Origin of the sequence: Bacillus manliponensis (assembly GCF_000712595.1) — a bacterium.
GTDB lineage: Bacteria > Bacillota > Bacilli > Bacillales > Bacillaceae_G > Bacillus_A > Bacillus_A manliponensis.
In genome coordinates this window covers 1-25,184 of the sequence record NZ_JOTN01000024.1, presented here as the reverse complement: position 1 = coordinate 25,184, position 25,184 = coordinate 1, and the positions used below count along the sequence as shown (strand labels likewise).

General features: G+C 35.3%; 33 protein-coding genes, 1 pseudogene and 1 riboswitch. Of the genes and pseudogenes, 14 read left to right on the top strand and 20 right to left on the bottom strand.

The genetic code is table 11. The features are described 5' to 3' along the window. Positions 1 to 58: 58 nt before the first annotated feature. Complete coding sequence (gene hpt / locus BAMA_RS20020; RefSeq protein WP_034642767.1) at positions 59 to 589, bottom strand: hypoxanthine phosphoribosyltransferase; 531 nt, start codon at positions 587 to 589, stop codon at positions 59 to 61. A 120-nt stretch (positions 590 to 709) separates the two neighbouring features. Here hpt and BAMA_RS20015 point away from each other — a divergent pair, with 120 nt between their 5' ends. Together BAMA_RS20015 and BAMA_RS20010 are read left to right on the top strand one after the other, a co-directional pair. Next, positions 710 to 1,612: an ABC transporter permease subunit gene (locus tag BAMA_RS20015; protein WP_235184487.1), complete on the top strand. Its 903-nt coding sequence runs from the start codon at positions 710 to 712 to the stop codon at positions 1,610 to 1,612. After that, on the top strand, positions 1,605 to 2,489 hold the full coding sequence (locus BAMA_RS20010) for a peptide ABC transporter permease (protein ID WP_034642760.1): 885 nt from the start codon (positions 1,605 to 1,607) through the stop codon (positions 2,487 to 2,489). The genes BAMA_RS20015 and BAMA_RS20010 overlap by 8 nt, the downstream gene beginning before the upstream one ends. Here the strand turns inward: BAMA_RS20010 and thiT are convergent. The 4 genes from thiT to BAMA_RS19990 all read right to left on the bottom strand — a co-directional run bounded on the left by thiT (position 2,486) and on the right by BAMA_RS19990 (position 7,043). Continuing rightward, the gene (gene thiT / locus BAMA_RS20005; protein ID WP_034642757.1) at positions 2,486 to 3,076 is read right to left on the bottom strand and encodes an energy-coupled thiamine transporter ThiT; all 591 of its coding nucleotides are present in this window, start codon (positions 3,074 to 3,076) and stop codon (positions 2,486 to 2,488) included. The genes BAMA_RS20010 and thiT overlap by 4 nt on opposite strands. Before the next feature lie 89 nt (positions 3,077 to 3,165). Further along, positions 3,166 to 3,267: riboswitch (TPP riboswitch) on the bottom strand. A 210-nt stretch (positions 3,268 to 3,477) separates the two neighbouring features. After that, on the bottom strand, positions 3,478 to 4,512 hold the full coding sequence (locus tag BAMA_RS20000; RefSeq protein WP_051759038.1) for a YdcF family protein: 1,035 nt from the start codon (positions 4,510 to 4,512) through the stop codon (positions 3,478 to 3,480). A 166-nt stretch (positions 4,513 to 4,678) separates the two neighbouring features. After that, positions 4,679 to 5,707 carry a cytochrome d ubiquinol oxidase subunit II gene (gene cydB, locus BAMA_RS19995; RefSeq protein ID WP_034642754.1) on the bottom strand — a complete coding sequence of 343 codons (1,029 nt, stop codon included), beginning with the start codon at positions 5,705 to 5,707 and terminating at the stop codon, positions 4,679 to 4,681. Continuing rightward, positions 5,697 to 7,043 (bottom strand): cytochrome ubiquinol oxidase subunit I, encoded by a 1,347-nt coding sequence (locus tag BAMA_RS19990; protein ID WP_034642751.1) that lies wholly within the window; start codon positions 7,041 to 7,043, stop codon positions 5,697 to 5,699. The genes cydB and BAMA_RS19990 overlap by 11 nt, the downstream gene beginning before the upstream one ends. Before the next feature lie 226 nt (positions 7,044 to 7,269). On the opposite strand from BAMA_RS19990, the gene BAMA_RS19985 reads away from it, so the two are divergent. Next, on the top strand, positions 7,270 to 7,833 hold the full coding sequence (locus BAMA_RS19985; protein ID WP_034642748.1) for a beta-class carbonic anhydrase: 564 nt from the start codon (positions 7,270 to 7,272) through the stop codon (positions 7,831 to 7,833). On the opposite strand, the gene yidD is transcribed toward BAMA_RS19985, so the two are convergent. Further along, entirely contained in the window at positions 7,830 to 8,060 is a 231-nt protein-coding gene (gene yidD, locus BAMA_RS19980) for a membrane protein insertion efficiency factor YidD (RefSeq protein WP_034642745.1), read from the bottom strand. The genes BAMA_RS19985 and yidD overlap by 4 nt on opposite strands. 131 nt (positions 8,061 to 8,191) lie before the next feature. Here yidD and BAMA_RS19975 point away from each other — a divergent pair, with 131 nt between their 5' ends. Then, positions 8,192 to 8,662 (top strand): S-ribosylhomocysteine lyase, encoded by a 471-nt coding sequence (locus tag BAMA_RS19975; RefSeq protein WP_034642743.1) that lies wholly within the window; start codon positions 8,192 to 8,194, stop codon positions 8,660 to 8,662. Between the two features lie 248 nt (positions 8,663 to 8,910). Here the strand turns inward: BAMA_RS19975 and BAMA_RS25270 are convergent. Next, positions 8,911 to 9,277, bottom strand: a pseudogene (locus BAMA_RS25270) (DUF2975 domain-containing protein); the annotation flags it as partial. Positions 9,278 to 9,307: 30 nt separating this feature from the next. After that, a complete protein-coding gene (locus BAMA_RS19970; protein WP_034642740.1) occupies positions 9,308 to 9,790 on the bottom strand; it encodes a DUF2975 domain-containing protein in 483 nt (160 codons plus the stop codon). Positions 9,791 to 10,120: 330 nt separating this feature from the next. Here BAMA_RS19970 and BAMA_RS19965 point away from each other — a divergent pair, with 330 nt between their 5' ends. The 3 genes from BAMA_RS19965 to BAMA_RS19955 are packed head-to-tail and all read left to right on the top strand — an operon-like array spanning position 10,121 to position 11,888. Then, positions 10,121 to 10,876 carry a MerR family transcriptional regulator gene (locus BAMA_RS19965; RefSeq protein ID WP_034642737.1) on the top strand — a complete coding sequence of 252 codons (756 nt, stop codon included), beginning with the start codon at positions 10,121 to 10,123 and terminating at the stop codon, positions 10,874 to 10,876. A 1-nt stretch (position 10,877) separates the two neighbouring features. Continuing rightward, a complete protein-coding gene (locus BAMA_RS24210; RefSeq protein WP_084158068.1) occupies positions 10,878 to 11,573 on the top strand; it encodes a DMT family transporter in 696 nt (231 codons plus the stop codon). After that, positions 11,574 to 11,888 carry a DMT family transporter gene (locus tag BAMA_RS19955; RefSeq protein WP_034642734.1) on the top strand — a complete coding sequence of 105 codons (315 nt, stop codon included), beginning with the start codon at positions 11,574 to 11,576 and terminating at the stop codon, positions 11,886 to 11,888. Between the two features lie 33 nt (positions 11,889 to 11,921). On the opposite strand, the gene BAMA_RS19950 is transcribed toward BAMA_RS19955, so the two are convergent. The 7 genes from BAMA_RS19950 to BAMA_RS25000 all read right to left on the bottom strand — a co-directional run bounded on the left by BAMA_RS19950 (position 11,922) and on the right by BAMA_RS25000 (position 13,504). Continuing rightward, positions 11,922 to 12,155: a DUF3953 domain-containing protein gene (locus tag BAMA_RS19950; RefSeq protein ID WP_034642731.1), complete on the bottom strand. Its 234-nt coding sequence runs from the start codon at positions 12,153 to 12,155 to the stop codon at positions 11,922 to 11,924. 84 nt (positions 12,156 to 12,239) lie between these two features. Next, positions 12,240 to 12,467 (bottom strand): DUF3953 domain-containing protein, encoded by a 228-nt coding sequence (locus BAMA_RS25670; RefSeq protein WP_034642729.1) that lies wholly within the window; start codon positions 12,465 to 12,467, stop codon positions 12,240 to 12,242. A gap of 17 nt (positions 12,468 to 12,484) precedes the next feature. Further along, positions 12,485 to 12,718 (bottom strand): DUF3953 domain-containing protein, encoded by a 234-nt coding sequence (locus BAMA_RS19940; RefSeq protein ID WP_034642727.1) that lies wholly within the window; start codon positions 12,716 to 12,718, stop codon positions 12,485 to 12,487. 17 nt (positions 12,719 to 12,735) lie between these two features. Continuing rightward, positions 12,736 to 12,969 (bottom strand): YczI family protein, encoded by a 234-nt coding sequence (locus BAMA_RS19935; protein WP_034642724.1) that lies wholly within the window; start codon positions 12,967 to 12,969, stop codon positions 12,736 to 12,738. A 4-nt stretch (positions 12,970 to 12,973) separates the two neighbouring features. Then, positions 12,974 to 13,099 carry an ABC transporter ATP-binding protein gene (locus tag BAMA_RS24765; RefSeq protein ID WP_084158067.1) on the bottom strand — a complete coding sequence of 42 codons (126 nt, stop codon included), beginning with the start codon at positions 13,097 to 13,099 and terminating at the stop codon, positions 12,974 to 12,976. Positions 13,100 to 13,114: 15 nt separating this feature from the next. Then, on the bottom strand, positions 13,115 to 13,345 hold the full coding sequence (locus BAMA_RS19930) for a hypothetical protein (RefSeq protein WP_034642722.1): 231 nt from the start codon (positions 13,343 to 13,345) through the stop codon (positions 13,115 to 13,117). Positions 13,346 to 13,348: 3 nt separating this feature from the next. Then, positions 13,349 to 13,504, bottom strand: a complete 156-nt coding sequence (locus BAMA_RS25000; protein ID WP_200874704.1) for a hypothetical protein — start codon at positions 13,502 to 13,504, stop codon at positions 13,349 to 13,351. Between the two features lie 123 nt (positions 13,505 to 13,627). Here BAMA_RS25000 and BAMA_RS19925 point away from each other — a divergent pair, with 123 nt between their 5' ends. Together BAMA_RS19925 and ytkD are read left to right on the top strand one after the other, a co-directional pair. Beyond that, positions 13,628 to 13,942: a hypothetical protein gene (locus BAMA_RS19925; RefSeq protein WP_034642719.1), complete on the top strand. Its 315-nt coding sequence runs from the start codon at positions 13,628 to 13,630 to the stop codon at positions 13,940 to 13,942. 80 nt (positions 13,943 to 14,022) lie between these two features. Continuing rightward, complete coding sequence (gene ytkD / locus BAMA_RS19920; RefSeq protein WP_034642717.1) at positions 14,023 to 14,502, top strand: RNA deprotection pyrophosphohydrolase; 480 nt, start codon at positions 14,023 to 14,025, stop codon at positions 14,500 to 14,502. Between the two features lie 18 nt (positions 14,503 to 14,520). On the opposite strand, the gene BAMA_RS19915 is transcribed toward ytkD, so the two are convergent. Next, positions 14,521 to 15,708 (bottom strand): transglutaminase-like domain-containing protein, encoded by a 1,188-nt coding sequence (locus tag BAMA_RS19915; RefSeq protein WP_034642712.1) that lies wholly within the window; start codon positions 15,706 to 15,708, stop codon positions 14,521 to 14,523. 135 nt (positions 15,709 to 15,843) lie between these two features. Between BAMA_RS19915 and BAMA_RS19910 the strand changes: the two genes are divergently transcribed. The 3 genes from BAMA_RS19910 (at position 15,844) to BAMA_RS19895 (ending at position 18,995) form a co-directional block, all read left to right on the top strand. Next, positions 15,844 to 16,947, top strand: a complete 1,104-nt coding sequence (locus tag BAMA_RS19910) for a hypothetical protein (RefSeq protein WP_034642709.1) — start codon at positions 15,844 to 15,846, stop codon at positions 16,945 to 16,947. A gap of 125 nt (positions 16,948 to 17,072) precedes the next feature. After that, positions 17,073 to 17,444: a hypothetical protein gene (locus BAMA_RS19905; protein WP_034642707.1), complete on the top strand. Its 372-nt coding sequence runs from the start codon at positions 17,073 to 17,075 to the stop codon at positions 17,442 to 17,444. 1,023 nt (positions 17,445 to 18,467) lie between these two features. Next, positions 18,468 to 18,995: a WGR domain-containing protein gene (locus tag BAMA_RS19895; RefSeq protein WP_034642704.1), complete on the top strand. Its 528-nt coding sequence runs from the start codon at positions 18,468 to 18,470 to the stop codon at positions 18,993 to 18,995. Between the two features lie 135 nt (positions 18,996 to 19,130). Here the strand turns inward: BAMA_RS19895 and BAMA_RS19890 are convergent, their stop codons facing one another. The 3 genes from BAMA_RS19890 to BAMA_RS19880 all read right to left on the bottom strand — a co-directional run bounded on the left by BAMA_RS19890 (position 19,131) and on the right by BAMA_RS19880 (position 22,901). Continuing rightward, positions 19,131 to 20,720, bottom strand: coding sequence for a bifunctional metallophosphatase/5'-nucleotidase (locus BAMA_RS19890; RefSeq protein WP_034642703.1), 1,590 nt, complete (start codon positions 20,718 to 20,720; stop codon positions 19,131 to 19,133). Positions 20,721 to 21,040: 320 nt separating this feature from the next. Further along, entirely contained in the window at positions 21,041 to 21,961 is a 921-nt protein-coding gene (locus BAMA_RS19885) for a DMT family transporter (protein WP_034642832.1), read from the bottom strand. 271 nt (positions 21,962 to 22,232) lie between these two features. Next, positions 22,233 to 22,901 carry a GntR family transcriptional regulator gene (locus tag BAMA_RS19880; protein ID WP_034642701.1) on the bottom strand — a complete coding sequence of 223 codons (669 nt, stop codon included), beginning with the start codon at positions 22,899 to 22,901 and terminating at the stop codon, positions 22,233 to 22,235. 151 nt (positions 22,902 to 23,052) lie between these two features. On the opposite strand from BAMA_RS19880, the gene BAMA_RS19875 reads away from it, so the two are divergent. Then, positions 23,053 to 23,916, top strand: a complete 864-nt coding sequence (locus BAMA_RS19875; protein WP_051759037.1) for a GNAT family N-acetyltransferase — start codon at positions 23,053 to 23,055, stop codon at positions 23,914 to 23,916. A gap of 31 nt (positions 23,917 to 23,947) precedes the next feature. Here BAMA_RS19875 and BAMA_RS19870 read toward each other — a convergent pair whose 3' ends face one another. After that, positions 23,948 to 24,571 carry an S-layer homology domain-containing protein gene (locus BAMA_RS19870; RefSeq protein WP_051759036.1) on the bottom strand — a complete coding sequence of 208 codons (624 nt, stop codon included), beginning with the start codon at positions 24,569 to 24,571 and terminating at the stop codon, positions 23,948 to 23,950. A gap of 156 nt (positions 24,572 to 24,727) precedes the next feature. Between BAMA_RS19870 and BAMA_RS19865 the strand changes: the two genes are divergently transcribed. After that, positions 24,728 to 25,184 (top strand): S8 family serine peptidase (locus BAMA_RS19865; RefSeq protein WP_034642694.1); only part of this gene is annotated, 457 nt, incomplete at its 3' end.

The following is a 25,184-nucleotide window of genomic DNA, read 5'->3' as shown; positions in this document are numbered from 1 at the left end:
ATAATAGACTAATTATCCTATAAATTATTATCTTAATTTAACTAGTAAGTGCTTTTTATTATTTATCCGTCACAACAGATGCGATGTACGGTAAGTTACGATATTTTTCAGCGCAGTCAATGCCGTAGCCAACGATAAATTCATCAGGAATTTGGAAGCCAACATATTCTGCTTTCAAGTCTACTTTACGGCGTTCTGGTTTATCAAGAAGTGTACAGAACTTTAATGTTTTTGGTTTATGCATAAAGAAGTGATCTTTTAAGAAGTGAAGGGTTAAGCCAGAATCGATAATGTCTTCAACAACAATTACGTTTTTACCTGTAATGTTTACATCGATATCCTTTAGTAATTTTACTTTCCCTGTCGTTTCTGTTTGATTTCCGTAGCTAGATGCGGAAATGAAGTCAATTGTTACTTCATTTGAAATGTGGCGAATTAAGTCAGCCGCGAATACGAAAGATCCTTTTAAAACCGCAATAACAACGATTTCTTCTCCCTTAAAATCACGCTCGATTTGCTGTGCTAATTCCTTCGTTTTTTCTTGTAATTGTTCTTGTGAAATTAACACATCTTTGATTTCAATTTTCATGAATATCCTCCTATGTAGTGAACGTATGAACAATTTGACTGTAAAGGATTAAGGTGGAAATGTCAAAGGTAATACATTGGGCGGAAAAGAACTATATATGAGTGAAGGGGAGGACGAATAGTGAGAAAGATAATGTCAGTTATTGCGACAATTTTATGTATGATGCTTGTATTTACAGCGATGGTTAGCTTGCCAGCTCTATTTATAAAGGGAAAACAAGTTGGCATATATGTAGGGGGATTTTTCAAAGAGTACATAGATGTTATTTTGAAGCTATTGCATCCAGAACAGCTAAAGATTAATACCGTCATGCAAATTGATACGATTATAAATGGCGTTCAAATATTTAAAATGAAAGCAAGAGAGTTTCCACTGTTTCCATTTGTGTTAGAGCCGTATATGTATTCAATGTTTCTTTTAATAGGTTCACTTTTCCTTGCAATAGTTGTTTCTTTTTCATGTAGTGTTATTGTTACTTTGCTTTCGAAGCGTCTTCAGCAAGTTGTAAAAACAATCTTCTCTTTCCTAAAAACTGTACCGGATGTGTTTCTTATTTTTTTCGTGCAGCTTTTTATAATAAGTATATATAGAAATACAGGCCTTTTACCGCTGAACCCCATTTCATCGATGCAAAATACTTCTATTATTTTACCAATCCTTGTGTTATCTATCATACCGACCATATCGCTGTTTCAATTTCAATTGTTATTGATGGAAGAAGAAAAGAACAAAGAATACGTGACATATGCAAAAGCGAAAGGGTTTAGTGAGAGGTATATTATGTTTCAACATATTTTAAGGAATATTATCGTATCGCTTCTAAATCATATCGAGTCTATTTTGCTTGCATTAGTAACGAGTATATTAGTCTTTGAATATTTGTTTCATATAAAAGGTTTATTTTCTCTTTTAATAAATGGGCAAGATCCAGCTGTTGTTGTTTATTTACTTCTTTTATTTGTATCTCCAATTTATGGAGTTATTGTTGTTGTAAATTGGTTAAGGAGAACAGTATATGCATAGTCGAAGGTATTTGTATTTTTTTGTTCCTATTTTTATTATGTTATGTGCTAGTTTTCTGCTTCCATATGTGCAAGAAGAGCGAGAAAGAGTACTGTATACGTATGATGAAGAAGGTAAGGTAGATGAGGCAGCTCCGTTTTCTTTCTCTCGTACATACTGGTTTGGTACAGATCGTGAGGGAGGAGATTTGTTTTATAAAGTAATAGACGGAGCGAAATATACGATTCTTATTTCGTTTTTTGTTGCATGCATGAGAGTAATTATTGCGGTTTGTTTTAGTTTTTTCATAAAGAAAAGAAAATCTATATTTGAAAGCTTACGTTTCTTTCCGCAAACGTTATTTTGTCTGTTGTTTCTCTCCCCATTTATTATATATGAAGTTCGGACGAAACCCATTGTATCAAATGTTGAGGTATTATGTATCCAGCTTATCGTATTTGTAGTAATTGCTGTTCCGGGACTGACGCGATTTTTTCAAACGGAGGTGGAGCAGCTCTGGAGAAAAGAATATGTACAAAGTGCTTTTGTTCTAGGTGGAAGTAAATGGCATGTATTCCGAACGCATATTATAAAAGGAGTATGGCCAAAAATGATGTTTCAAATTGGAGAACAGATGGTGCAAGTGTTACTTCTTATGTTACACTTAGCGCTATTTAAAATCTTTTTAGGGGGAACAAAAATTGTATCTGGGCAAGTGCATGATCAATATAATGTATATTCCCCATATGTAACTGATTGGGCGAACTTAATTAGTTATTATTATATTGAGTTAATGATTGAGCCAAGAATTGTGATGGTTCCCGTTCTGTTTTATATGATTTTATTATTTTGTATGACAAAGGCTGTAGAAGGATATAAAAAAGAAGATTGCAATTAAGCAATCTTCTTTTTTCGTGTTACTTTCATATTTTTAAGTAAGTGCGGCGCTGATGTACTAAGGAGTACGAGTAGTACTGCACATGCAGCAAACGCTCCGATTAAAGTGATACCATTTGCAATTAAAGAATACATGAAAGCAGATTGCCCTTCAGGTGCATATTCTCCGAAGAATAGAACACCAGCAATGAAGTGCCAGAAATAACGAGCGATGCTTCCAACTAAAGTTGCAATTACGATATAAAATGCTAATGTTCCTTTATTCCCATTTTGGATAGCATGTTGAATTGGATTGAAAAATAGACCAGCTAATCCGATGAAAGCAAAGGCGATAAAGTATTCAATACATGCTTGTAGAGCTGTTAAAATGTAAGCATCTCCCGTGACGATCTGTAATAGTCCCCAAAGAAAGCCACTCAGCATACCGATTTTTACTCCCCAGCGATAAGCAGCTATGAAAATAGGTATCATTGCAAATGAAATGGAAATACCAGCTGAAAGTTTAATAGATGGAAAGAAATCAATAATTAAAGCGAGTGCCGCAAGAATTGCCGCTTCAATCATCGGTTGTAAATTTTTATTGCGCATGTGAAAAATCCCCCTATCATATGTCTCTGAAAGAAACCTCGATTATCATAGGGGGATAAAAATACATAGATATAAATAAAAGTCCGATGTATTCTCGTTCTACACAATCCCTACGCTAGCGTTAACTAACAGGTTCAAAGGGTCGGAACGGCATGTTCCCTCTCAGCCAAGAGGCTCCCCCTGTGATAACAAGATTCTTCATTTGTCAGGTTTTATTGTAAACGAAATGGGGGGAATTGGCAAATAGAGAGTGACTGAATTATTGCTAGTTTTGGCTGAATAAATGAAAAAGTGACCGGACTATTGCTAATTTTGACCGAATAAATGAAAAAGTGACTGAATTACTCCTAGTTTTGACTGAATAAAAAAATCCCCTACATAAAATATATAGGGAATTCTGTTTATAACACGAGATAAGAAATGAATGAAAGAAGAATTGAAATCCCAGCAATCACTCCAACAACGATGCTATGGCGTTTTCGATTTATGACAACGATTGCGATATATTCACGAATCATTGCGTTTGGCCAGTAGTAAAATGCCGTCTTCGAACCGATTCCTTGGCTATTTAATCCAGCTTCTTTTGCATATAGCCCAGCGCGGAATAGGTGGAAGTTATTTGTTGTAAAAATGCTGTTGTATTTGCCACCTGTTCGTTCATCCATAATTCGCTTAGAAAATAGCATATTTTCATACGTATTTACAGATTGGTTTTCTTGTAATGTATGCTCAATTGGAATTCCTTTTTCGACTGCATATGCTTGCATCGCTTCAGATTCTGGTAAGTTTTCATCAGGACCTTGTCCACCTGAGAAAATGATTGTTGGTGGCGCCGTGACTTTTGCCTGTTTATGATAAAATTCAATCGCTTTATGAATTCGACTTGCTAATAACGGCGGTACTTTATCGTTAATTAAACCACTGCCAAGCACGATGATGAAGTCTTGATTGTAGCGCGGACGATTAAATTGATATAGGAAGTAAGCAGTTAAGAAGTTTGCAGCATGAATTAAGAAATATAGCATAATAAGTGAAATTCCGCCTTCAATTGGCTGTAGCTCCTCTGAAATAAATCGGCTCGGATCAATTAACGAGTAAATAATATAAAACAATATTGCTAGTCCAAGAAGAAATGTTAAAGAGTTAGCAAATCGTCTTCCTTCACGGCGCATAAGAATTCGTGCATTTAAGAATAGGCTGACCATTAATGCGAATAAACCAAATGTTAATAGTAATAAAAGTAATACGATTGGTATAAGCGCTAGCATCATAAAAAAGGAATTATTTGAAGAGAATGCTAAATATGTGATGAGAACTAAAAACCAGCAGAAAAAAATGTTAAATAGAAAACCGTTCAGTACTCTTCTTGGTTCTCTTATATAAGAAAATAAGAAGATGCCAAGGAAGATAACTGTAATAATTGCTATAACAGACACAAATATGTACACCTCGGTAATAGATTTTGTGCAGTGTGCACAATTCTTATATATTACAAGAAATAGGTAAAGGAGTGCAAATAGGAATCGCCGATAAATAGTGAGAAATAGCCGAAAGCACCGCAACAAAAAACGCACCACCTAAAAGAGTGGCGCGTTCACCTTATTAATGATATCCCTTCGCAGAGTCTTTATGAATTTTCTCTTTGAAGATTGTGTAGCTCCATAGTTGGTAACCGATAACGATTGGTACCATGACAAGGGCAACGAAGAACATAATTTTTAAGTTTAGATGGCTGCCCGCAGCTTCAAATAATGTTGTACTGTATTCGTCGTTAATACGAGATGGCAACATTCTTGGATACATCCCCGCAAATCCAGTTGCCATAAAGAGGGCGATAGTTGTACAAACAGATGTAAAAGCGAATCCGATTTTCTTTTTATTGACCATAATAATTGTGATGACACTTGCTACCATCGCAAGTAGCGGTAAAATAAACAGTACTGGATATTCCGTAGAGTTTTGGAATAAGTTTGTACGGTTTGCTGTTGCGACGTAAAAGATGGCTAAAATAGCTGCGGAAGCTATTGAAACTGGTTTTGCAATTTTATATGAGCGCTTCGCAACGTCTCCATCTGTTTTAATCATAACCCACAGTGCACCAGATAAAATGAAGGTCACTGTAAAGAAAATACCGCCAAGTATGCCGTAATGATTAAGTAAACTTAGTAAATTTCCTTCGTAGCCATTTTTACCAATTTCTAAGCCGTAATATAAATTGGCAAATGTTACGCCAAACAAGAAAGCGATTAAGAAACTACCAATTGCATAGGCCCATTTCCACGTTTTTTGCCAAAGTGGTGAGTCGTCTTTATGCATAAACTCGAGTCCTGCAGCTCGGGCAAAGAGTGCAATTAATAATAAAAAGAATGGTGTATATAAGTAACTAAACATATTTGCATATGTGATTGGGAACGCCGCAAATGTTGCGCCCCCAGCTGTAATTAACCAAACTTCGTTACCACCCCAAAACGGTCCAATTGCTTCTTGTAACTGATTGCGTTCTTTTCGGTCTTTCGTAACGAATGGAAAAATCATTCCGTTACCAAGTGCATATGCATCGAGAATAAAGTAAACTGCCCAAATGACGCCCCATAAGCCGAACCAAATAATGGCGAGTGTATCATGAGACATGAGCCGCACCTCCTTTATGAGACTCTTCTAATGCTGCAGGTCCTTTCTTCGCAAATTTCAGCATTAAGTATACGTCGGCAATTAATAGTAATGTGTAGAATAGTATTAAACTAATAAGTGAGAACCAAATTTGTGGTACAGAAATTGGTGAAACAGCTTCTGCTGTACGCATCAATTTATATACTGTCCATGGTTGGCGTCCTACTTCAGCAACGATCCAACCAGCGTTAATTGCAACATATGGTAATAAAACAGACCACATTGTGACTTTTAGGAAACGTGTTGAATTTTCTAATCGATCTTTACGGTATAAATAGAATCCATACCATGTTAATGCCATAAAGAATATGCCAAGTGCCACCATAATACGGAAGCTATAGAAGACCATATTTACATTTGGTCGTTCATCTTTTGGGATATCTTTTAAACCAGTAATTTCTCCGTCAAATGAATTTGTATAGAAGAAACTTCCTAGCTTTGGAATTGTAAACATTTCAAAGTTTTCTTCATTTTCTACATCTGGAATTTGAATGATGGAGAAGCCGTGTCCTTTACCAGTTTCCCAAACCGCTTCCATTGCAGCGCCTTTTGCTGGCTGCATCTTCGCAGCGAATACACCAGATTGATGACCGATAAACGGTGTAACTGTTGCAGCGAATAAACCAAGCATTAAACCATATTTAAATGACTTTTTAAAGAATGGAACTTCATTTTTACGCAATAAGTGATACGCGCTGACTGCCATAACGAAAAATGAACCAACGATATAACAACCAACTACTGTATGGAAGAACATGTGCCATGCATAGGGATTGGTAACAAGTGCCCAGAAATCATTTAATTCCGCGCGTCCGTTACGAACGACATAACCAACAGGGTTTTGCATAAATCCGTTTGCTGTAATAATCCATAATGCGGATATATTAGTACCAAGTGCGACCATCCAAATCGAGAAAGCACGAAACTTTGGTGAAATTTTATCGCGGCCAAATAGCCAAATTCCCATAAATGTAGATTCTAAGAAGAAGGCAACAAGTGCTTCGATGGCAAGAGGGGAACCGAAAATGTCTCCCATATATTTCGAGTACTCAGACCAGTTTGTCCCAAATTGGAACTCCATCGTAATCCCGGTGATAATCCCCATCACGAAGTTAATCGCAAATAGTTTCCCCCAGAAGTCGCCCATTTTTCGGTACATCGGATTTAGTGTACGTGCATATTGTGTTTCCATGAACGCCACTAAAATGATTAGTCCGATTGTTAATGGTACAAATAAAAAGTGATAAAAAATAGTAATTGCAAATTGAAAACGACTAAGTAATAAAACTTCGGACATAATATTGTGTCACTCCTTTTTTACATTATCTACATTTAGTTTATAGTGAAAAGATGAGCAAAGTAGGAAGGAGTTGTTACAAAGCTGTGTGTATATTTTGAAAGAATTATGACTGTTTTTTAAATGTATCGTATTTTTAACATAAAACAATATACTTTGTGTGTGTTTTACATTTTGATACACTAAAAAAGTAACAACAGGAAGAAAAGAAGAGAGGTATTTTACTATGAAGTCATTAGAAGAGATTTTGAAGTATAACGAAACGTTTGTAGAAGAGAAGCAGTATGAGAAGTATGAAGCGGGGAAGTTTCCAAATAAAAAGATGGTTATCATCTCTTGTATGGATACACGTCTTGTTGAATTATTACCAAAAGCGATGAACATGCGTAATGGTGATGTAAAGATTATTAAAGTAGCGGGCGCAGTTGTATCGCATCCGTTTGGAAGTATTATGCGTAGTATTTTAGTAGCGGTATATGAACTAGGCGCTGATGAAGTATGTGTTGTTGGTCACCATGACTGCGGTATGGCGAAAGTACAAGCTGAGAGCACAATTGCGAAAATGAAAGAACGCGGTATTTCAGAAGAAAAAATCAATATGCTTCGCTATTCTGGAATCGATTTAGAGAAGTTTTTACATGGATTCTCAAGCGTAGAAGAAAGCGTAGAGCACAGTGTAGATATGCTTCGTAACCACCCACTAATGCCAACAGAAGTGCCGGTTCACGGTTTAGTGATTCACCCTGACACTGGAAAATTAGATCTTGTTGTGAATGGTTACGAAAATTAATGTTCTTTCTCCTTTTTCTCCGGGACGGGATCAAACCCTCCTGGATGAAAAGGATGACATTTTAAAATGCGGGTGACAGTGAGCCATGTTCCTTTTAGCGCTCCGTGTGTTTTCATCGCTTCCAATCCGTAGTGAGAACATGTCGGATAAAAGCGACACGTCGGTGGTTTTAATGGAGAAAGAAACTTTTGGTAAAAGCGAATGATGCCGATTAGAATCTGTTTCATAAGCTTCTCCTTTCGTGCATATGTTGTAAGTATTATAGCATGATTGTACACAAATACTTTACTAATAACTAATTCCGTTATATCATATTGGATATAACGGAATTGAAAATGAAGTCGGGGGGAAATTAGTTATGCCATCAGTAGAAAGCTTTGAATTAGATCATACGATTGTAAAAGCACCTTACGTAAGACATTGCGGTGTTCATAAAGTAGGAAGCGACGGTGTTGTGAATAAATTTGATATTCGTTTTTGTCAGCCGAATAAACAAGCGTTAAAAACTGGTGTCATTCATACGCTAGAGCATTTACTTGCATATAATTTACGCGCTCATATTGATCGTTACCCACATTTTGATATTATCGATATTTCGCCAATGGGTTGCCAAACAGGTTATTACCTTGTAGTGAGCGGCACACCAACTGTACGCGAAGTAATCGATTTATTAGAACTAACAATGCAAGACGCAGTAAAAATTACAGAAATTCCAGCTGCAAATGAAACGCAGTGTGGTCAAGCGAAACTGCACGATTTAGAAGGTGCAAAACGTGTGATGAATTTCTGGTTAGAGCAAGAGAAGGATGAACTTGAAAAAGTATTTTAATAGAAAAAAAGCTGCCTGTTGAGTAACGGGTTTGGTTTTGGAGTACAAACATTAAAGAAGCAATAAAACAAGAGGTCCAATTCGCATCTGAATTGGATCTCTTGTTTTTGTTGATATTAAAGGATTTATGTTGATCTCGCACTCCAATTCACAACAGTCTGATGGCTAACATACTCCTGCGAATTGGTTTGTTAAAAAGTATGTAAATTGGTTATACAAATCCTAGTGCAAATTCAATAGGAGCGGTGATAAATGATGATAAGTCCTACAAATCCAATAGGAGGGTCAATTTTCTTACCTATAAAATGAAAGAGTGGCATACCCAAAACATACCAACCACTTATTACAACCGCACAGTATTTTATTTTTTTTCAAACCCTTTACCGATAACTCCGAGAACGCTTTGCTTTTGTCAATGTAGCACAAAAGGTTGAAAGCCTGATAAAGAGCAAATTAAAAAGGCTCAATACAACAGGATTAGAACAAGCAATATTTGGATACATTTCTCCCGCAAAATTCCCGGTTTTAGGAGACAAAAATATACAAAAAACAAGAACTGGTAGTCCCATAATAAAAACAGATATTTTTTAAAAACAATGTGGTTGATATCTTCATAAAAACACCTTTCATTATTTTTTCAAAATGTTAATCGTTTTTTGGTTGCTCATCCAAGACATTTTTTAAAGGTTTTTGAAGAACGTTCACAAAAGTTGCGACGACGCTTGTTGCTAAAATACCCATGAGACCTAGTGATATCGGACCTGCTGGGTCATCACCTGTGAATTGAGCAAGCACCCTTAAATAAACTATTGCTATCAAAATGAAGAAAATGACAGTAAAAGCACATTTTTTTATTAGCTTCAAAGATTTAAGAGATAACTCAGAGAAAGCATTGTTCTTTTCGATATAGGTTAAAAGTTTAAATACTTGATACAACACTACGGAAAACGTTATACATATTCCATATGCACATGCCAAAAGTGGATATAGTGAATAATCACCTGGGCGCTCTATCCCATCTCTTCTGGCTGCTTCAGGCAACCAATATATACACACCGCCAGCACCGCAATTCCAATAAGAAAAGCAATGACCTTTAAGAAAAAAGTTGAATCTAGTTTAACATTCATTTAAAGCACCTCGCTGATGTAATGATAAAATCACTTTAGCACATAATTTATTGTTTAACAATAAATTATTATTGCTTTTTATTATGTTGTTATTGTTATAACTTGATTCTTATGAATAAAAAACGCACAGATAACCAATTACTGTGCGTTTTTTAGTGTGAATCTAGTGAGAATTATATCGCTAATCAGATAGCGAAAAGTGCTGTTATTTCGTATTTTGTACTCCAAAACCGAACCCATTACCTGTTGAGGCAGCTTTTTTTTTCGTATTGACATTAACGTATACGTAAAAGTTTATAGTAAAGATAACAAAAGGAATTGGAGGTAACGATGTTTAGCATTGGAGAGATTTCAAAACGAACGAAAGTTACGACGAGAACACTTCGGTATTACGATGAGATTGATTTATTAAATCCATCTCATATTTCAGAATCAGGGTATCGATATTATACAACAGAGGATATTATGAAGCTTCAGCAAATCACGATGTTTAAAAAGCTGGGATTTAAGCTTTCGGAAATAAGAAAAATGCTACAACAGGAAGATGGTTTTAGTAAAGAAGAGCGGTGGAAGCAGGCTATTCACATAGAGATTCAAACAATTCAAGCAGAAATTGAGCGGTTAAGGAGCTTAGAAAAATTATTATATACAGCTGCTCACTCTATGGAATTACAAGGCGATTTGCGTGCAGAGGATATTCTTTTGTTTATTCAATCGGTGCAAGGGCATGATGCAAGAGAGCAATTTAGACAGAAGCACTTTACGAAAGCAGAACAGGAAATTGTGAAGAGCTTACCATCCTTAGAAGAGGAAGATAGTCGTACGAAAAAATGGTTCCAGTTATTACGAGAAATTCGTCAGCATATACATGAACCGATAGATACACCAGTGATTCAAGGGCTTGCGGAGCGCATGATCGAATTTTCGATGGATGTATTTCAAGGAAATGAGGAATTAATTGATAAATATTGGGGGCTCATTAAACCAGAGGAGGAAGAGGAAGCAAAAGTGTACGGCCTAGATCGGGAGATGATGGATTATATAGAGAAGATTGTAGAGTATTATATAGAAAAGGGTGGAAGATGAAATGAAGTCAGTCGAGAAAGAAACATTGTATGGGGCTGCCCATGCAAAAGTGGAGAGGAAATATTTTTATATACATGCTGCTATTTTTGTAGCTGCACAAATTATATTTAGTGTTATTGTGGGACTTGTTCCGGAAACAAGTTTACCAAGTGGTTCCTATATTCTTCATATAAAAGAATGGATTTTAAATAAGAAAATTGGCTTTTATGAGAATGATACTGTTAATTCTATTGTAGGAGTTTGGACGTCTGTATTAATTATTCATTTCATTTGGGCGATGTCATATATTTTCTTCCCGAAAAAGCAAAAAGAACGTAAGCCAGCTAAAATAGATAAACCAGTGGAAATAAAAAAGGAAAAAGTTTTAACGACCAATCAAGCATGGGTTTATTTATTAATTGGTGGATTTGTAGAAATATTTTGGGCAGCAGGATTAAAAGCTGATTCCATGAGTATTGTAACGATACTTGCGATTATTGTTAGCTTTCATTGCTTTATTAACGCTGCAAAAGTCATTCCAATTGGGACATCATATGCGGTATTCACAGGAATTGGAACGATAGGAACGATATTAGCCGATATCTTTTATTTTCAAGAGCCTGTTCATTATGTGAAGATTGGTCTAATTTGTTTACTAGCATTATTTATTGTTGGTCTGAAGTTTAGCGGAAATACAAGTAAGGAAGAGGGAAAATAAATGGCGTGGATGTATTTACTTATCGCAGGTCTATTTGAAATTATCGGTGTAATTGGTGTAAAGAAAGTGGCGGAAAATAACAGTTGGAAAAATAATATCATCTTTATTGGTGGATTTGTTATGAGCTTTCAATTTTTAAGAATGGCGTTAATAGACATCCCGTTATCCACAGGCTATGCAGTATGGACAGGGATCGGAACGTTAGGAGCTGCAATTGTTGGGATTTTCTTCTTTCAAGAGCCTAAAAATGCATTTCGTATCTTTTGTATCATCGGGATTGTGTGTACAATTATTGGATTGAAAGTTGTAAGTTAAAAAGGTTAGAGCAATCTTGCTCTAACCTTTTTCTTATATTACATATAATAAAATACAAAAACTCCATACGACAATACTCGATCCGATTAGGACAAAACCAAGCGCTTTTTTATTTCTTTTAATTTGATCAATTCCTATAACGAACGCTAAGATTCCAGCTGCAATTTGCATAAGTGGAAGTAAAGAAGTATTACCTGTAATTACGCTGTATGCTGCTAACAAGATAATTGCAATTGAAATAGCAAGTTGTACATAAACTTTTGTCATATTATCACTCTTTCTGAATGTTGTTCATTGTGTGTTATAGAGTTTAATTTTACGTGATACTTCTTATTTCTCGCAACTTCTTCTTTAAAGAAAGTATATCCAAGCTACATTACTCCATATGAAGATACCAAATAAAATATTACCGAAACCCAGCTTTTTTCTACCTTCTTTTATACGCTCAACACCAGTGGTTAATACGATACCTCCAAGGAAAAGTAGTATGAGTGGTAGTGCCGAATCACTATCTGTAAGGGTACTGTATATAGATGTTATGATAACAGCGATCGAGAGTGTAATACTTAGCTTCCCCACTTTACGTCACTCCTTCATTAACTGAAACAAACATAAGCTTGAACGCCCCATACGAAAAGACATGCTGTAATGCAAGTAAGCCCTGTCGCTCTTTTCTTTTCCTTCATTTGTTCTATCCCTATGACCAACATGAAAAGTCCAGATAACACTTGTGTTAGTGAAAGAAAAAGTTCGCTCCTTGTAAATAATCCGTATGATGCGACACATATAAGTACGAATGATAAAATAATACGTGAAATTTTTAAAGTCATATTCTCTGCTACTTCCTTTAAAATAAGTATTTTAAAATTTGGACGCCCCAAGAGTATATTCCAACGCCAATGCAGATGATTCCCATTGCTTTTCTCTCATTTTTAATTTGATCGACTCCAACAACAATAAGCATAATCCCAATTAACATCTGTATAAGAGGAAGTAGAGAGTTATCGTCTGTAAAGAAACTAAATGTTACTAACAGTAGAGTCGCAATTGCTAATGTGATTTTTAAAATTTTCCACATCATATAGTCACCCCTTTTCCTTTTGATGAGGATTATCCTCAGGATTACTCACAGAGTGTTTATTAATAGATAGAACAGAAAGTATTAAAATGACGATGATGACAATTACTGAGATGATCAATATGTTCATCATAGAAATCCCTACTCTCTAAAAAAATAGTTTTGTAATGAGTACTCCTGTAAGAAAGAGAGTACCAAATATGCAGTAAAATCCACCGTCCATTTTTCGTTGCTGTATATGCTCAATGCCGATAATGACAAAGACAAAGCCAATTAAAATTTGTGTAACGATAAAGAATGAATGATTAGCAAAATAAATACTATATAGTGCTATGGCACAGATAAGAACTGAGAGTATAATACGTAACGTTCTCCACATATATTATTCCCCCTTCTTAAAAGCGTCTTTTACAGAGCTGATTCCCATAATCATGCCACCACCAATGCCTAGTGGGATACCAAATAATGTCCAATTAGATATGTATATTCCAGTCATAAAAAAGAAAAGTCCGATAAGGAGCAGTTTTACATCTAGCATTATGTTCTACCTTTCTTATTTTATTTACCTTATTTATCTTAACATGAAAATCTTTCACGCTTTACATATTTTTGGGAAGTATAGCTCACAATAAGGGCAAAGGATACGAAAGAGGATGATCGTATGGAGAAGAAAACATATTATGTTTCAATAGCGAACGGAGAGATTTCTAGAGTGCAAAGCGCAAATACGTATAGCTTTACAATACAGGCAACAGATGAGGAAATTGTAGAGTTACGTAGCCATTTTGACCATGCGTATGAAGAAGATCTTGGTTCATTTGTAAGGTCGCATGTTCCATTTGTTGAGTATCATCATGATTCGAATAACGACCGCTATGACGAACAGCTGCAAGAAGCGTATAAGATGATTTATGAACTTGGCGATAACGAAACGAAAGAATTAATTGCGCAAATGGGAATAATTAATGGTCTATAATTTGTTAACATTAGGCATACTAACTAGAATGTGCTACAATTTGTGGTAAGGAATTTGTAACCATAATAGGGGAGTTTGGCATGTACACATTTAAAGATTACTACCACAATACTGTACAATTATCGTTCGAACGTTATCCATTTTCTCCTGAACCGAAGCACGTTTGGGTTGTATGTCGGTACGGGAATCAATGGTTATTAACGCATCATTTGCGCCGTGGTATCGAATTTCCAGGTGGAAAAGTAGAATATGGGGAAACACCGGAAGAAGCGGCAGTTCGCGAAGTTCATGAAGAAACAGGCGGCGTAGTGCAAGATTTAACTTACATAGGGCAATACAAAGTATCGGGAAAAGACAAAATAATCATTAAAAACATTTATTTCGCAACAATCAGTGCATTGGAAAGCCATACGCACCCGGAAGAAACAAAAGGTTCTGTATTACTAACAGACATCCCAGAAGATATTCATAAAAACAAACGCTTTAGTTTCATTATGCGTGACGACGTACTTGCACGCACAATGCGACATATAGAAGAAATCGGCTGCTTTACGAAATAGGGCGGCCGATTTTTTTGTTTATACAATAAGTCGAATTGTAAATAACAAGAAGATGGTAGTTAATATTCCAAAGAGAACTATTCTTTCTTTCCGCAAAACAAATGATAGTGACAAAAGAATTAGAGATAACTGCTGAATGATTAGGAATATATCATTTGGAAATAGAGTATGTAATCCAATCATAATGACGGCCAAAAATCCTGATATGTGTTTTAGTATATATAAGAAACGTTGCCAGCCGGTTTCATACACTGTCCAGCGTCCGAAATAAGGATTGAGCCAAAAAGCTTGTATCGTACTTTTAAAGGAGTTATGTGTTAAGTTTTCTTCATGAAATTTGATGTATGCTGGCTGCATGAATGGGGCGGTGTCATGAAATGTTTCATATCCCCATACCAATGGTTTTCCGCCCAGTATTACGGCATATTTTGGATAGTTCTTTAATATTTCGCTTGAAGCAGACGGATATATAGGTGTAAGTGGAATTTCCGTATCAACTGAAAAAACGATGCGCTGTCCTTCTGTTTCTCCAAAATATTTTTTCCATTGCAATGTACGTAAACTACTAATGACAAATTGCCACGGCTTTTTCTTTTGAACATTAGCCATGCTGCAATCAACAGGAAGCCATCCTTTTCCTTCAATAAACACTTCATTCCATACGTGAGCTTGCATTGAACCGACTGCCCAGCATCCAATCATTGTGCGGCATGGAATTCCGAGCGAACGGCATAACGCACTATATAAAAATGAAAACTCACCGCAGTCTCCTTTCTTATCACGTAAAAACGATAGAGCACCACGCTCTTTTGGTGGATATAAGTAGCTATATTGTAAAACTAAATGTTCAAATAAAATATATGCTTGTTTATAAATAGAAGTCGTATCTTTAACAAGAGATTGTGCTAGTTCTTTTATGTCGTTTGTGATTGGCACTAGTTCAGTGGAGCGTAAGTAAAATGTTTTTTCTTCATTTGTGAGAGAGTGTGATTTGTTAGGTATGTATGAATCTACCATATAACGTATTTGGATACTTTCTTTTTCTTGTAATTCATAATAACCTAATTGATTGCCTGCTTGATCTGGATTTGAAAGTGAGAGTGGGTCTTTTGTTGTAGTGAAGTGGTGAATATGTTTTGGCCATGATAGCCATAGTTTTGTTACGCTTAGTAGATTGTTTTTGTAGCTATATACGACTCGCCTCATTTTTTTCTCCTTTCTTTTTATAGAAATCGCTTATTTATACCTAAAAATATACATTATAGGTAATTATTATTATCGCATATTTTTAGGAAATTGAGTATCATGTCAGAGACGCAATAGAAGTATAGGGAGGACGCTATGAAAAATAAATATATTTATTTTCTAGCTATTTTGTCGTTAACGATGTTAATGGCAAGTTGTAGTAAAGAGACAGAAAGTAAGCAAGTAAAAGAAGTATGCGAAGGACAAGAACAATGTACCCAAGTTGGAGACGAACTTGTTCAAAAAGTAAATGAGAAGATTGTTGGAATTTCTGACTTAGAAGAGTTTATTCCAATTGAAGACGAAGCACTATTTGCTGAGTATGAAGCAGAAAGTAAAGATGAAGATCGTTATTTCTTTTTGACATCTTACTATATTGATAACGAAGAGATTGTTGATCCATATACAGAAAAGATAGATAAAAAGCGATTGAAGAAAGTATTTAAAGATGATAAGGAATTGCAAGAATATATTATCTCATCACAAGAAGATGTAGAGTATCATGATATGCTTTGGGATTTATATAGTACGTTAATTCCAGTTCAGTATCGTGAGCCAATAAAAGAGTTTGACATTATCACAGATGGATATGATCATATGTTGGCGCATGTGATGCAGCACCCTGACTATCCAGAAGAGTGGACACTGAGTTTAGATGGATTAGATTCTGAAGTGTATTTTGATGAAATGATGAAGACGTTAATTCATGAAACGGTTCACGTATTAACGCTAAATGACTCACAAGTACCAATAGATGAAAAATATTTAGAGGCGTTTATGGATGAAAAAGATGTTTCTAAATATGAAGAGAAATGTAAATCTTTATTTTTAATGGAAGGATGCACGAAAGAAGATTCATATATTAATCAATTTCATGCAAAGTTTTGGACTGACATTGAACAAGAATGGTTAGAGAAAAACGTTGAAACAGATTTAGGTGCACAAGTAGACTTCTTTGAACAGCATCAAGATAAATTTGTTTCAGAATACGCTACAACAAACGTAGTTGAAGATCTTGCTGAAACAATCACTACATTCATTTTAAGTGATTCCAAAACAGTTAAAGAGTCGCAAGAAATAAAATATCAAAAAATCGCGTTCTTCTATCAATTCCCAGAACTTGTTCAAATGAGAGCGGATGTATTATCTGGATTATACGAGCTTTCAAAAGATATGGAATTTGTTGAAGAAGAGGTATAAGAATGATTGAATCCCCCTGTGGAATGCAGGGGGATTTTTGTAAAAGTAATTTATGAAGATATTAAGAGAGAATTATAATTAGTGGAATTCAAGGGAAAAGAGGAGAATTTATTTGATTTAAAATAATGAAACTTTTAGAATATGTGGATCATATTACTGATAATGAAATCGAATGGGAGCCTATATCTAACATTAATGATGATGAAATTGAATGGAAACCTATATCTATAGAATTATTTAATAGCATGGAAATCGAAGAGGGGCAAATTGGGTATTCTATTGACTTAGATGGTCGCAAATTAACTTGGGAAAAAGATGGAGATTGGAGAGAAGAGTGGGTTGTAATTGGATTAGATTCATATGTAGGAGATCCAATTTTTGTAGATACAAATGATAAAAAGTGTCCAGTTTATACAGCTGAACATGGAGAGGGCTTTTGGGAACCGATATGTATAGCTGAAAGTATAGAAGATATAATACGAGAAATAAAAAATTAAGTGTGAAATAAAGTGGTAAATAACGAGTAATTGAGAAGAAAAAATGTTAAAAGAGTATGGATAGTATATGCATGCTAATTATTATACGCATGGTTTAGTAAGTACTTACAAGCATCTGGATTTGTAAATTGTCTTAAATATAGAACCGGAAGTAGCAAATGATATTTTTTACATCGTCGTAGAACAGATTCATTTAGGCGAGCAATTTAAAGAGGGAATTGAATATCATAATATTATTGAAGGGTATCCTATAGTTATGGAGTTATTTGAGGAAATGAAAGAAAGCGAAATGGTAAAAACAATAATATGATTAAACAGTTTAAAATTATTGATTTGTTATTATTGTATATAGTAGCCTATCTTTTAATAGACCAGCCTTTGTATGAGAAAAAGATAGTATTCTTTATTGCGAGTATTATCATATTTATACTAGAGAAACTTATACTGTCTTCAAGAGAATTGAATCGGTATTTTAAACCTACAAGAGAAGGATTTATATCCGATGTACTGATAGGCGTTTTATTTTTTTGGTATATCTTTAATGTTCTTAACATAGCTACTATACTTATTTTGTTAGTGATTTGTATTTTGAAATTCAAGGAAGATTTTGATTTGCTTCTACGTAAGTAAATGATTTTTCTGATGAGATTATTGATCTTCATTATAATAATGAAGAGCTCACTTTATATGGTGTTTTTGAGGTCGAAAGTTTTTAGTTTTATTAGCTTTCTTCATTTGATATGTTTTGTATTATTCGTTCACGTGATGGCGAAAAGTTGCAATCTACTCATCTAAAATCAGAAACACCCGATGAAATTTTTTTCAAGGGTTACTTAGGTAAGGTGAGATGGCTTAACAATCGAGAAGTCGAAGTTATAAATAAACGGGTTACAAAAAAATGGTTGGTTAATATAGAAGAATAATTATTTGAGATTTGTACTATATGTAAAAATAGATTATTGTTTTTTATAGAAATTAATAAGGGAACCGTTGGAGTCTAAAAGTAATTTAGGAGGATTTTCATTGATTAAGCTAATAAAACAACAAAATAATCAACTACTTTATTGGGAAGTGTGGAAAGATGGTAGAACATTAATAGTTCACTATGGAACTGTTGGAGATACAGGAGAAACGGAAGAAATAAAGCTATCTCTATTTCAAAGAGCCGAAAAGGAAATGGAGAAGTTAGCAGAGGAACAACTGCTCAATGGGTATGAAGAGCTAGATGAAGATGAACTAGTCGAGTTTGTGATTCAGTACAGCTATAAAGAAGATGAACTAGAGGAAGCGTTGAAGAAAAGACACTTCGTTGAAGAGTTAATGAACGAATCTCTCGGTTGGACTGGAAATGGTAGTTGTGACGGCGGAGACATTGGCAGTGGAACAATAAATATTTTCAGCTTTGTAGTAGATGTTGAAAAAGCATTACATTCTACTCTTCAAGAACTTACGAATCATAGCTTACTGGATTATGTTAGAATTGCCTATGAAAATGATGAAGGTGATTACATTGGGATTTATCCAGAAAATAAAGAGTTTGATTTGATGTAATTATTTTCTAAACTATTATTGTGTATAGATTAAAAGATACTGTAAAGAAAACCCCTGTATTCTAAATGAATACGGGGGTTTTGAGTAAGCAGATAGTTAAGTTGTTTCGATGTTAACGCTTTTTAATAGAAAAAATTAGTTCAGTTTTTGAATTCTCCCATCAATAACAGGTTGAATCGGTTCTTTAGCTTGTTTTACGTAATCTACTAATGCTTCTAAATCAGTTGGTCCTGTTTCAGAATTCTTACCATTTCTGAAGGCTACAAATCCATCACCGCCTGAAGCTAAGAAAGCATTAGCAACAACAGTATAAGTTTGAGAGGCAACAAGTTCTTCTCCATTTGCTAACTGGATATTTGTAACTTTTTCACCGTCTGGTTTATTTGCATCCCAAGTGTACTTCATACCAGAAATTTGAAGCATTCTTGTTGTACTTTTTTGCCATTGTTGATTTAAAATATCACGAATATCTTGACCTGTTAAATCAACTTTGATTAATTGGTTTCCGAATGGTTGAATGCCATATACTTCTCCCCACGTAATATCACCAGCATCTAAGTCATTACGAATACCACCAGGATTCATAAGCGCAATTTGTGCGTTCATGTTTGCACGCTGAGCATCTGCAACTAAATTTCCAAGAGTGGATTCACCAGCCTCATTTTGCTTGCGATCTATTGAATCGGTAGATTTTCCAATAACTTGATTTACAAGAGGAGCGATTTTTTCTTTATACTGATCCACTTTTTGTTTCACTTGTTGGTCAGGTTGCATTCCTTCATGATAAGTTGTAACAACTTCTGCTTTTTTCTCAACAATATTTTTCGTTTTACGATCAATCTTTACATCAACATCAGCGAAAGCCATTCCATAAGAATTTGCTTGTACAACAAGTTTGTTGTTAACAGTTCCATTTACATAAGTGTGGCTATGACCACCGAAAATGATATCAACTTCTGAATCGGTTTCAGTTGCTAGGCGAACGAGGTCACCATTTGTTACACCAGTATTATCGGTTGTACCTCCGACGTGTGCAAGAACAACAATTGATTTGACACCTAGTCTTTTTAGTTGTTGTGCAGATTTATTAATTGCTTCTACTTCATCTGTAATTTGTACATTTTTTAGCATCGTAGGCATAACAAGGTTAGGAACATCTGTTGTTACAACCCCGATAAAGCCAACAGGAACCCCTTGTACCATTTTTATAGTAAATGGTGGTAAAAACAAGCGTCCAGTTGATTTATTGTAGAAATTTGCAGCGACGTAAGGAAAGGTTGCTCCCTTGAAATCCCCTGTTTTTTCATGATATCCACCATAAATAAGGCGGCGTAGTTCATCAATTCCTTCGTCAAATTCATGATTTCCAACGGTTCCAACATCAAATCCTAAATCATTTAAAATCTCAATTGTTGGCTCATCTTGTAGCAAAGCTGAAACTGGAGGACTTGCTCCAACAATATCACCAGCATGAACCATTAGCGTGTTCGGATTTTGTTTTTCACGATCACGTAAATAAGCAGCTAAGTACTCAGCTCCACCCGCTTCTTTGTTGTTAATTTTCTTTACAGTGTCTAATTGTCCATGAAGATCATTAATACCAAGCATTTGTAAGTCTATGTAGCGGTTTTGTTTTGCTGGTACATGAGACGAAGGTGCAGCATATACACTTGAAAAAGTAATTGTACTTAATACTAGAGCTGCAGGAATGACTTTTTTCCACATGAAATTTCTCTCCCCTTTTTTTCATAATCTGACATCATACGACATAATTTTAATAGATTAAGAGGAGGAATGCTACGAAATTTCTTTTTATTATAAAAATTAATAAGATTTTATTTTTCTACTTACATATTTTGGTGTCAGGGTGGTAGAAGATACTGTGATTTTGCGGGTGATTATGTAGGTGTTTGGTATGATGCTTATTTGCTAGATGAGGGAGCGGAATGGTTTTCACGTTCTAGAAAACCTAAGCTTGGATGGTCTGTAGAGGAACAATTGAAACGTATTTTATAAAAATCCCCGCCATAGTAGGCGGGGATTTCTTATTTCACATCAGCCACAGGTATACTTTCCTCTACTTCATCCGGTTTTCTACTTAATATGACCACAACTGCAATAATACAAAATGCACCAATCATTTGATACGGCAGGAATGAAAGATTTAAAAAGACGACCGCTGCCAAAATTGCAGCTAATGGTTCTGTACAGCCCAGCAATGTTGTTTCTTTCGGTGAGATGTAGCGGATACTATCTAAAAATAAGTAAAAGGCAATTAATGTACCGAAGATGACAACAAAGGCGATGAGTAATAACGTGTTCATTGTAATGTTTTCAATTTTTGTGAGGAAGATAATTTCCCCGTTTGTAAAGAGGTGAACGACTGTGACGCCAAGTCCCCCAATAATCATGCCCCAGCCAACTAATACAGCAGATGACCATCTTTCTAATAACCCTTTTGAATACAGGGTGTAAAATGCGAGTGATACACCTGATAATACGCCCCATATGATAGCAGGCATTGGTACAGTTAAATTTTTTAATGATCCGTTCGTTAATAGTAAAAATGTACCGACCGTTGCTAGTAGTATTGCGATGATATCAATTTTTGTTGGGAGAGATCTATATTTAAAGATGAGGTATAGTGTGATAAAAATTGGAGCTAAGTATTGCAAAATTGTTGCGACAGCAGCATTTCCTTCATCAATTGATGCGAAGTAAGTGTATTGTACACCAAGCATACCGAGTATCCCAAAAATGATAAGTTTAATACGGTCTTGTTTATCTTTCCAAATACCTATTACTTCTCGTTTGTTTTTTCCAACGAGTGAGAAAAGTAGTAACGTTATGCCGGCAAGTAATAAGCGGCTGGTAACGAGCCATTTTGTACTAATGCCTTCTTCTTGAAAAAGTTGCTGGGCAGCTGCTCCTGATAATCCCCATAAACTAGCTCCGACAACAACCATTAATATTCCTTTTATACGTGGATTCAAATATGTGCACCTCCATCGATAAGATTTGTAAAATATATTATGCAATATATCACAGAAGTGACAGGAAAGGAATAACATTTTGTGTAAAATTCTGAAAAAAGAGAGGAGTGCTGTATTGGCTGAATAAGTTGAAAAGTGACTGAATTATCCTGGATTTTGGCCGGATAAATGAAAAAGTGACTGAATTATCTTGGGCTTTGACCGAATAAATGAAAAAGTGACTGGATTAAAAAAAGCGGAGTATCTACTCCGCTAGCTGCTTCTGTATATGTTCCATCGGGCGTAACCAGTTTTGATTGATGAGCTGTTCGAGACGTGCGGCATCGCCTTTTTCTAGTGCGGCGATGATGTTTGTATGTTCTTCAATTGATAGTTTGGCAGGTTTTATGTCTTTAAAGAACATATATTCAAGGCGAAGTGCGTGAAGGTGTAAGTTTTCAAGAAACGGTTCGATGTACGTATTGTTTGCGATTGAAGCGATTGTTCGGTGAAACTCGAAGTCTCGTTTTGTTGCTTCTTTTGCATCATTTTGTTCGATGGCTTGTTTGAATGCTTCGTTTAAACGGGTAAGTTCGTGAATATGTTCCGGTTTTATATTACGCATCGCTTGTTTTCCGATAATGGTATGCATGCCGGCGATTGTTTCGTAAATTGTGACGATATCTTCTTTTTTGATAGGAGCAATTTTTGTTTTTTGGCCACGAATCATTTCAACAAGTCCTGACAGTTCAAGTACTTGAAGTGCTTCTCGGACTGGTGTGCGGCTGACGCCTAACGCTTCAGCAAGCTCGTTATCATTAATTTTTTCATCAGGTTTTAAAATGCCTTCAATAATCCAGTCTTGGAGCTGGTTTAAGACAATTGTTTTTGCGGAAAAGCGTTCTTGTTTATTAAAGTTTTTTGGGATAGGCATGGAGGCACTTCCTTTCTTATGCAATATATTATATAAAGGATAACAAAAAAGAGTGTGCGATAAAAGGTTTAAAATTCTCAATATTCTTTTTAATTCGATGTACAAGCTAATTGTTCTCTTTTACACTAAAGGATATGAAGGAGGGATGGAAATGATTGATGTAAAACAGCTTGCAATATTTATTGCTACTCTTAATAAAGAAGAAGCACATAACGTTGGATATTGCGGTGATGAAGCGAATGAAATAGAAAATACACTTTATCACGAGTTTTCAGATTATCCAATTGAGAGATCGTTTACTGTTTTATATGAAGGAGAAGTGATTGTTGGTGCGTTAGGGTTTGATGTAGATGAAGAGGATAAGTCAGCTGAAGTATGGGGACCGTTTATTCAAGGAGAAAATTGGCTTGATACTGCGAAAGAATTATGGGAAACAGGACTTGCAAAATTAGAAAGTACTGTGCATTCATTTTACGGATTTTACAACGTAAAGCATACATACGCTGAATCTTTTATGACATACGTTCAAGGTGTAAAAAAAGGTGCACATAGTATTTTAAAGATGGAAGCTAAACAATTTAGGGAACACAAACCTGAAAGTATTGAAAAAATGAGTCCGTATTATCATGAACAATTTATGCAGCTACATGACAAAGCATTTCCAGGTACATATTATAATGGGAAAGCAATTTTAGAACGATCAGACGATGAACATCAGTTATTTTGTTATGTGAAAGATAATAGTTTACTAGGATACATTTATATAGAAGGAAAACGAAAGTTTAGAGAGGGGAATGTTGAATACATTGCCGTCGCTCCGCATGCAAGACAAAAAGGAATTGGGAAGGATTTGTTAAACTACGGGCTATACGAATTATTTCATCACATAGGTGCTGAGGAAATTTTGCTTTGCGTAGGATGTGAAAATAATGAAGCGATTCAGCTGTATAAAAAAGTGGGATTTTCAGTAGAAAGTGAATTAAATTATTATATTACGAACATAAAAAAGGAGTGAATGTTCACTCCTTTTTGTTATGTATACATTCTTATTCCCAAGGAAGTGTTGTTTCATAGCTGCGATATAGGAATGCAGCCATTTGTCCACGTGTTACAGTACCTTTTGGTGAGAATGTAGTCTCTGATGTTCCAGATGTAATTTCATTTGTGTATAGAGCACCTACAGATCCAGCAAACCATTCTGTAGCAGGTACATCAGTGAACGGTGTGTTCTTTTGTTCTGTTAAGTTGTAAGCACGCGTTAAAATAGATGCTACTTCCGCACGTGTTAACGTATTGCTAGGACCAAATTTTCCACCGCCATAACCATTCATGATACCGTTATTTTGAACAGCAGCAATTTGTTTATAAAACATATGTGTTTCAGATACGTCGGAGAAATTAGGGTTGTCTAAATTCTCTAAGTCTAGGTCTAATGCATTTGCTATTAAAATTGCAGCTTGCTCTCTCGTAACGGGTGCTTCTGGTTGGAACGAGCCATCTGGGAAACCAGCAATTACCCCAAGGTCTGCTAATGAGATAATTTCATCGTGAAACATATGGTCTACAGATACATCACTAAATTGTTTTGAAGCTGCTTCTGCTGGTGTAACGCTTGAGAATAAAGCTACAGCTGCTGCAGTTGCCATCATAGTACTTAATTTTTTACGCATATAATTCCCTCCAATTTCGTCCAATTTATCTATTATTCTACAGAAAACAACAGATATTTTAAATGTTTTTTACAATTTAATGCAAAAAACATAAATTTTTCTAAAAATATATGTTATGATTTGGATGTATGACGTTATGGAAGGAAGGGGAAAAAAATGAAGAAATTCACAAAAACAGCTCTTTCGTTAGGGTTAGCTACTTCATTGCTTGTACCTACTACTAGTTTTGCAACTTCGCCAAAATCAGTGGTACAGCAATCCATTCAAAAGGGTCAAAACGATGCGAAACAAACAATGGATACATTTATTGTAAAATACTCTGAGCGTATTACAAAGAAAGAACATGCTAGCTTAGGAGCAACAGTAATTCAAAGTATCCCAGCTTTAAAATACGATGTTGTTCGTATTCAAAAAGGACAAGATACGAAAGAAGTATTCAAAAAATATGAAAAACTCGGCAAAGTAAAAAGTATTGCACCAAGTGTACAATATAAAAAATTTGCGACGAATGATGAAAAAGTAGGCGATGCGTATGCACTTTCTTCACTGCAAATTGAAGAGGCATGGAAGCTTGCAGGCGATAATGAAGTAAAAGTCGCTGTAATTGATACTG

Bases quoted from the DNA above. Each gene is read 5' to 3' on its own strand.
- BAMA_RS19870 (WP_051759036.1), bottom strand. From the start codon at position 24,571: ATGCGTAAAAAATTAAGTACTATGATGGCAACTGCAGCAGCTGTAGCT.
- BAMA_RS19880 (WP_034642701.1), bottom strand. From the start codon at position 22,901: ATGCCTATCCCAAAAAACTTTAATAAACAAGAACGCTTTTCCGCAAAA.
- hpt (WP_034642767.1), bottom strand. From the start codon at position 589: ATGAAAATTGAAATCAAAGATGTGTTAATTTCACAAGAACAATTACAA.
- ytkD (WP_034642717.1), top strand. From the start codon at position 14,023: ATGTACACATTTAAAGATTACTACCACAATACTGTACAATTATCGTTC.
- cydB (WP_034642754.1), bottom strand. From the start codon at position 5,707: ATGTCTCATGATACACTCGCCATTATTTGGTTCGGCTTATGGGGCGTC.
- BAMA_RS19970 (WP_034642740.1), bottom strand. From the start codon at position 9,790: ATGAATGTTAAACTAGATTCAACTTTTTTCTTAAAGGTCATTGCTTTT.
- BAMA_RS19915 (WP_034642712.1), bottom strand. From the start codon at position 15,708: ATGAGGCGAGTCGTATATAGCTACAAAAACAATCTACTAAGCGTAACA.
- BAMA_RS19950 (WP_034642731.1), bottom strand. From the start codon at position 12,155: ATGACAAAAGTTTATGTACAACTTGCTATTTCAATTGCAATTATCTTG.
- BAMA_RS19905 (WP_034642707.1), top strand. From the start codon at position 17,073: ATGAAACTTTTAGAATATGTGGATCATATTACTGATAATGAAATCGAA.
- BAMA_RS19990 (WP_034642751.1), bottom strand. From the start codon at position 7,043: ATGTCCGAAGTTTTATTACTTAGTCGTTTTCAATTTGCAATTACTATT.
- BAMA_RS19930 (WP_034642722.1), bottom strand. From the start codon at position 13,345: ATGTGGAGAACGTTACGTATTATACTCTCAGTTCTTATCTGTGCCATA.
- BAMA_RS19935 (WP_034642724.1), bottom strand. From the start codon at position 12,969: ATGATGTGGAAAATTTTAAAAATCACATTAGCAATTGCGACTCTACTG.
- BAMA_RS24210 (WP_084158068.1), top strand. From the start codon at position 10,878: ATGAAGTCAGTCGAGAAAGAAACATTGTATGGGGCTGCCCATGCAAAA.
- BAMA_RS19975 (WP_034642743.1), top strand. From the start codon at position 8,192: ATGCCATCAGTAGAAAGCTTTGAATTAGATCATACGATTGTAAAAGCA.
- BAMA_RS19875 (WP_051759037.1), top strand. From the start codon at position 23,053: ATGATTGATGTAAAACAGCTTGCAATATTTATTGCTACTCTTAATAAA.
- BAMA_RS25000 (WP_200874704.1), bottom strand. From the start codon at position 13,504: ATGCTAGATGTAAAACTGCTCCTTATCGGACTTTTCTTTTTTATGACT.
- yidD (WP_034642745.1), bottom strand. From the start codon at position 8,060: ATGAAACAGATTCTAATCGGCATCATTCGCTTTTACCAAAAGTTTCTT.
- BAMA_RS24765 (WP_084158067.1), bottom strand. From the start codon at position 13,099: ATGATGAACATATTGATCATCTCAGTAATTGTCATCATCGTCATTTTA.
- BAMA_RS19985 (WP_034642748.1), top strand. From the start codon at position 7,270: ATGAAGTCATTAGAAGAGATTTTGAAGTATAACGAAACGTTTGTAGAA.
- thiT (WP_034642757.1), bottom strand. From the start codon at position 3,076: ATGCGCAATAAAAATTTACAACCGATGATTGAAGCGGCAATTCTTGCG.
- BAMA_RS19925 (WP_034642719.1), top strand. From the start codon at position 13,628: ATGGAGAAGAAAACATATTATGTTTCAATAGCGAACGGAGAGATTTCT.
- BAMA_RS20010 (WP_034642760.1), top strand. From the start codon at position 1,605: ATGCATAGTCGAAGGTATTTGTATTTTTTTGTTCCTATTTTTATTATG.
- BAMA_RS19965 (WP_034642737.1), top strand. From the start codon at position 10,121: ATGTTTAGCATTGGAGAGATTTCAAAACGAACGAAAGTTACGACGAGA.
- BAMA_RS19940 (WP_034642727.1), bottom strand. From the start codon at position 12,718: ATGACTTTAAAAATTTCACGTATTATTTTATCATTCGTACTTATATGT.
- BAMA_RS19910 (WP_034642709.1), top strand. From the start codon at position 15,844: ATGAAAAATAAATATATTTATTTTCTAGCTATTTTGTCGTTAACGATG.
- BAMA_RS19885 (WP_034642832.1), bottom strand. From the start codon at position 21,961: ATGGTTGTTGTCGGAGCTAGTTTATGGGGATTATCAGGAGCAGCTGCC.
- BAMA_RS19955 (WP_034642734.1), top strand. From the start codon at position 11,574: ATGGCGTGGATGTATTTACTTATCGCAGGTCTATTTGAAATTATCGGT.
- BAMA_RS19890 (WP_034642703.1), bottom strand. From the start codon at position 20,720: ATGTGGAAAAAAGTCATTCCTGCAGCTCTAGTATTAAGTACAATTACT.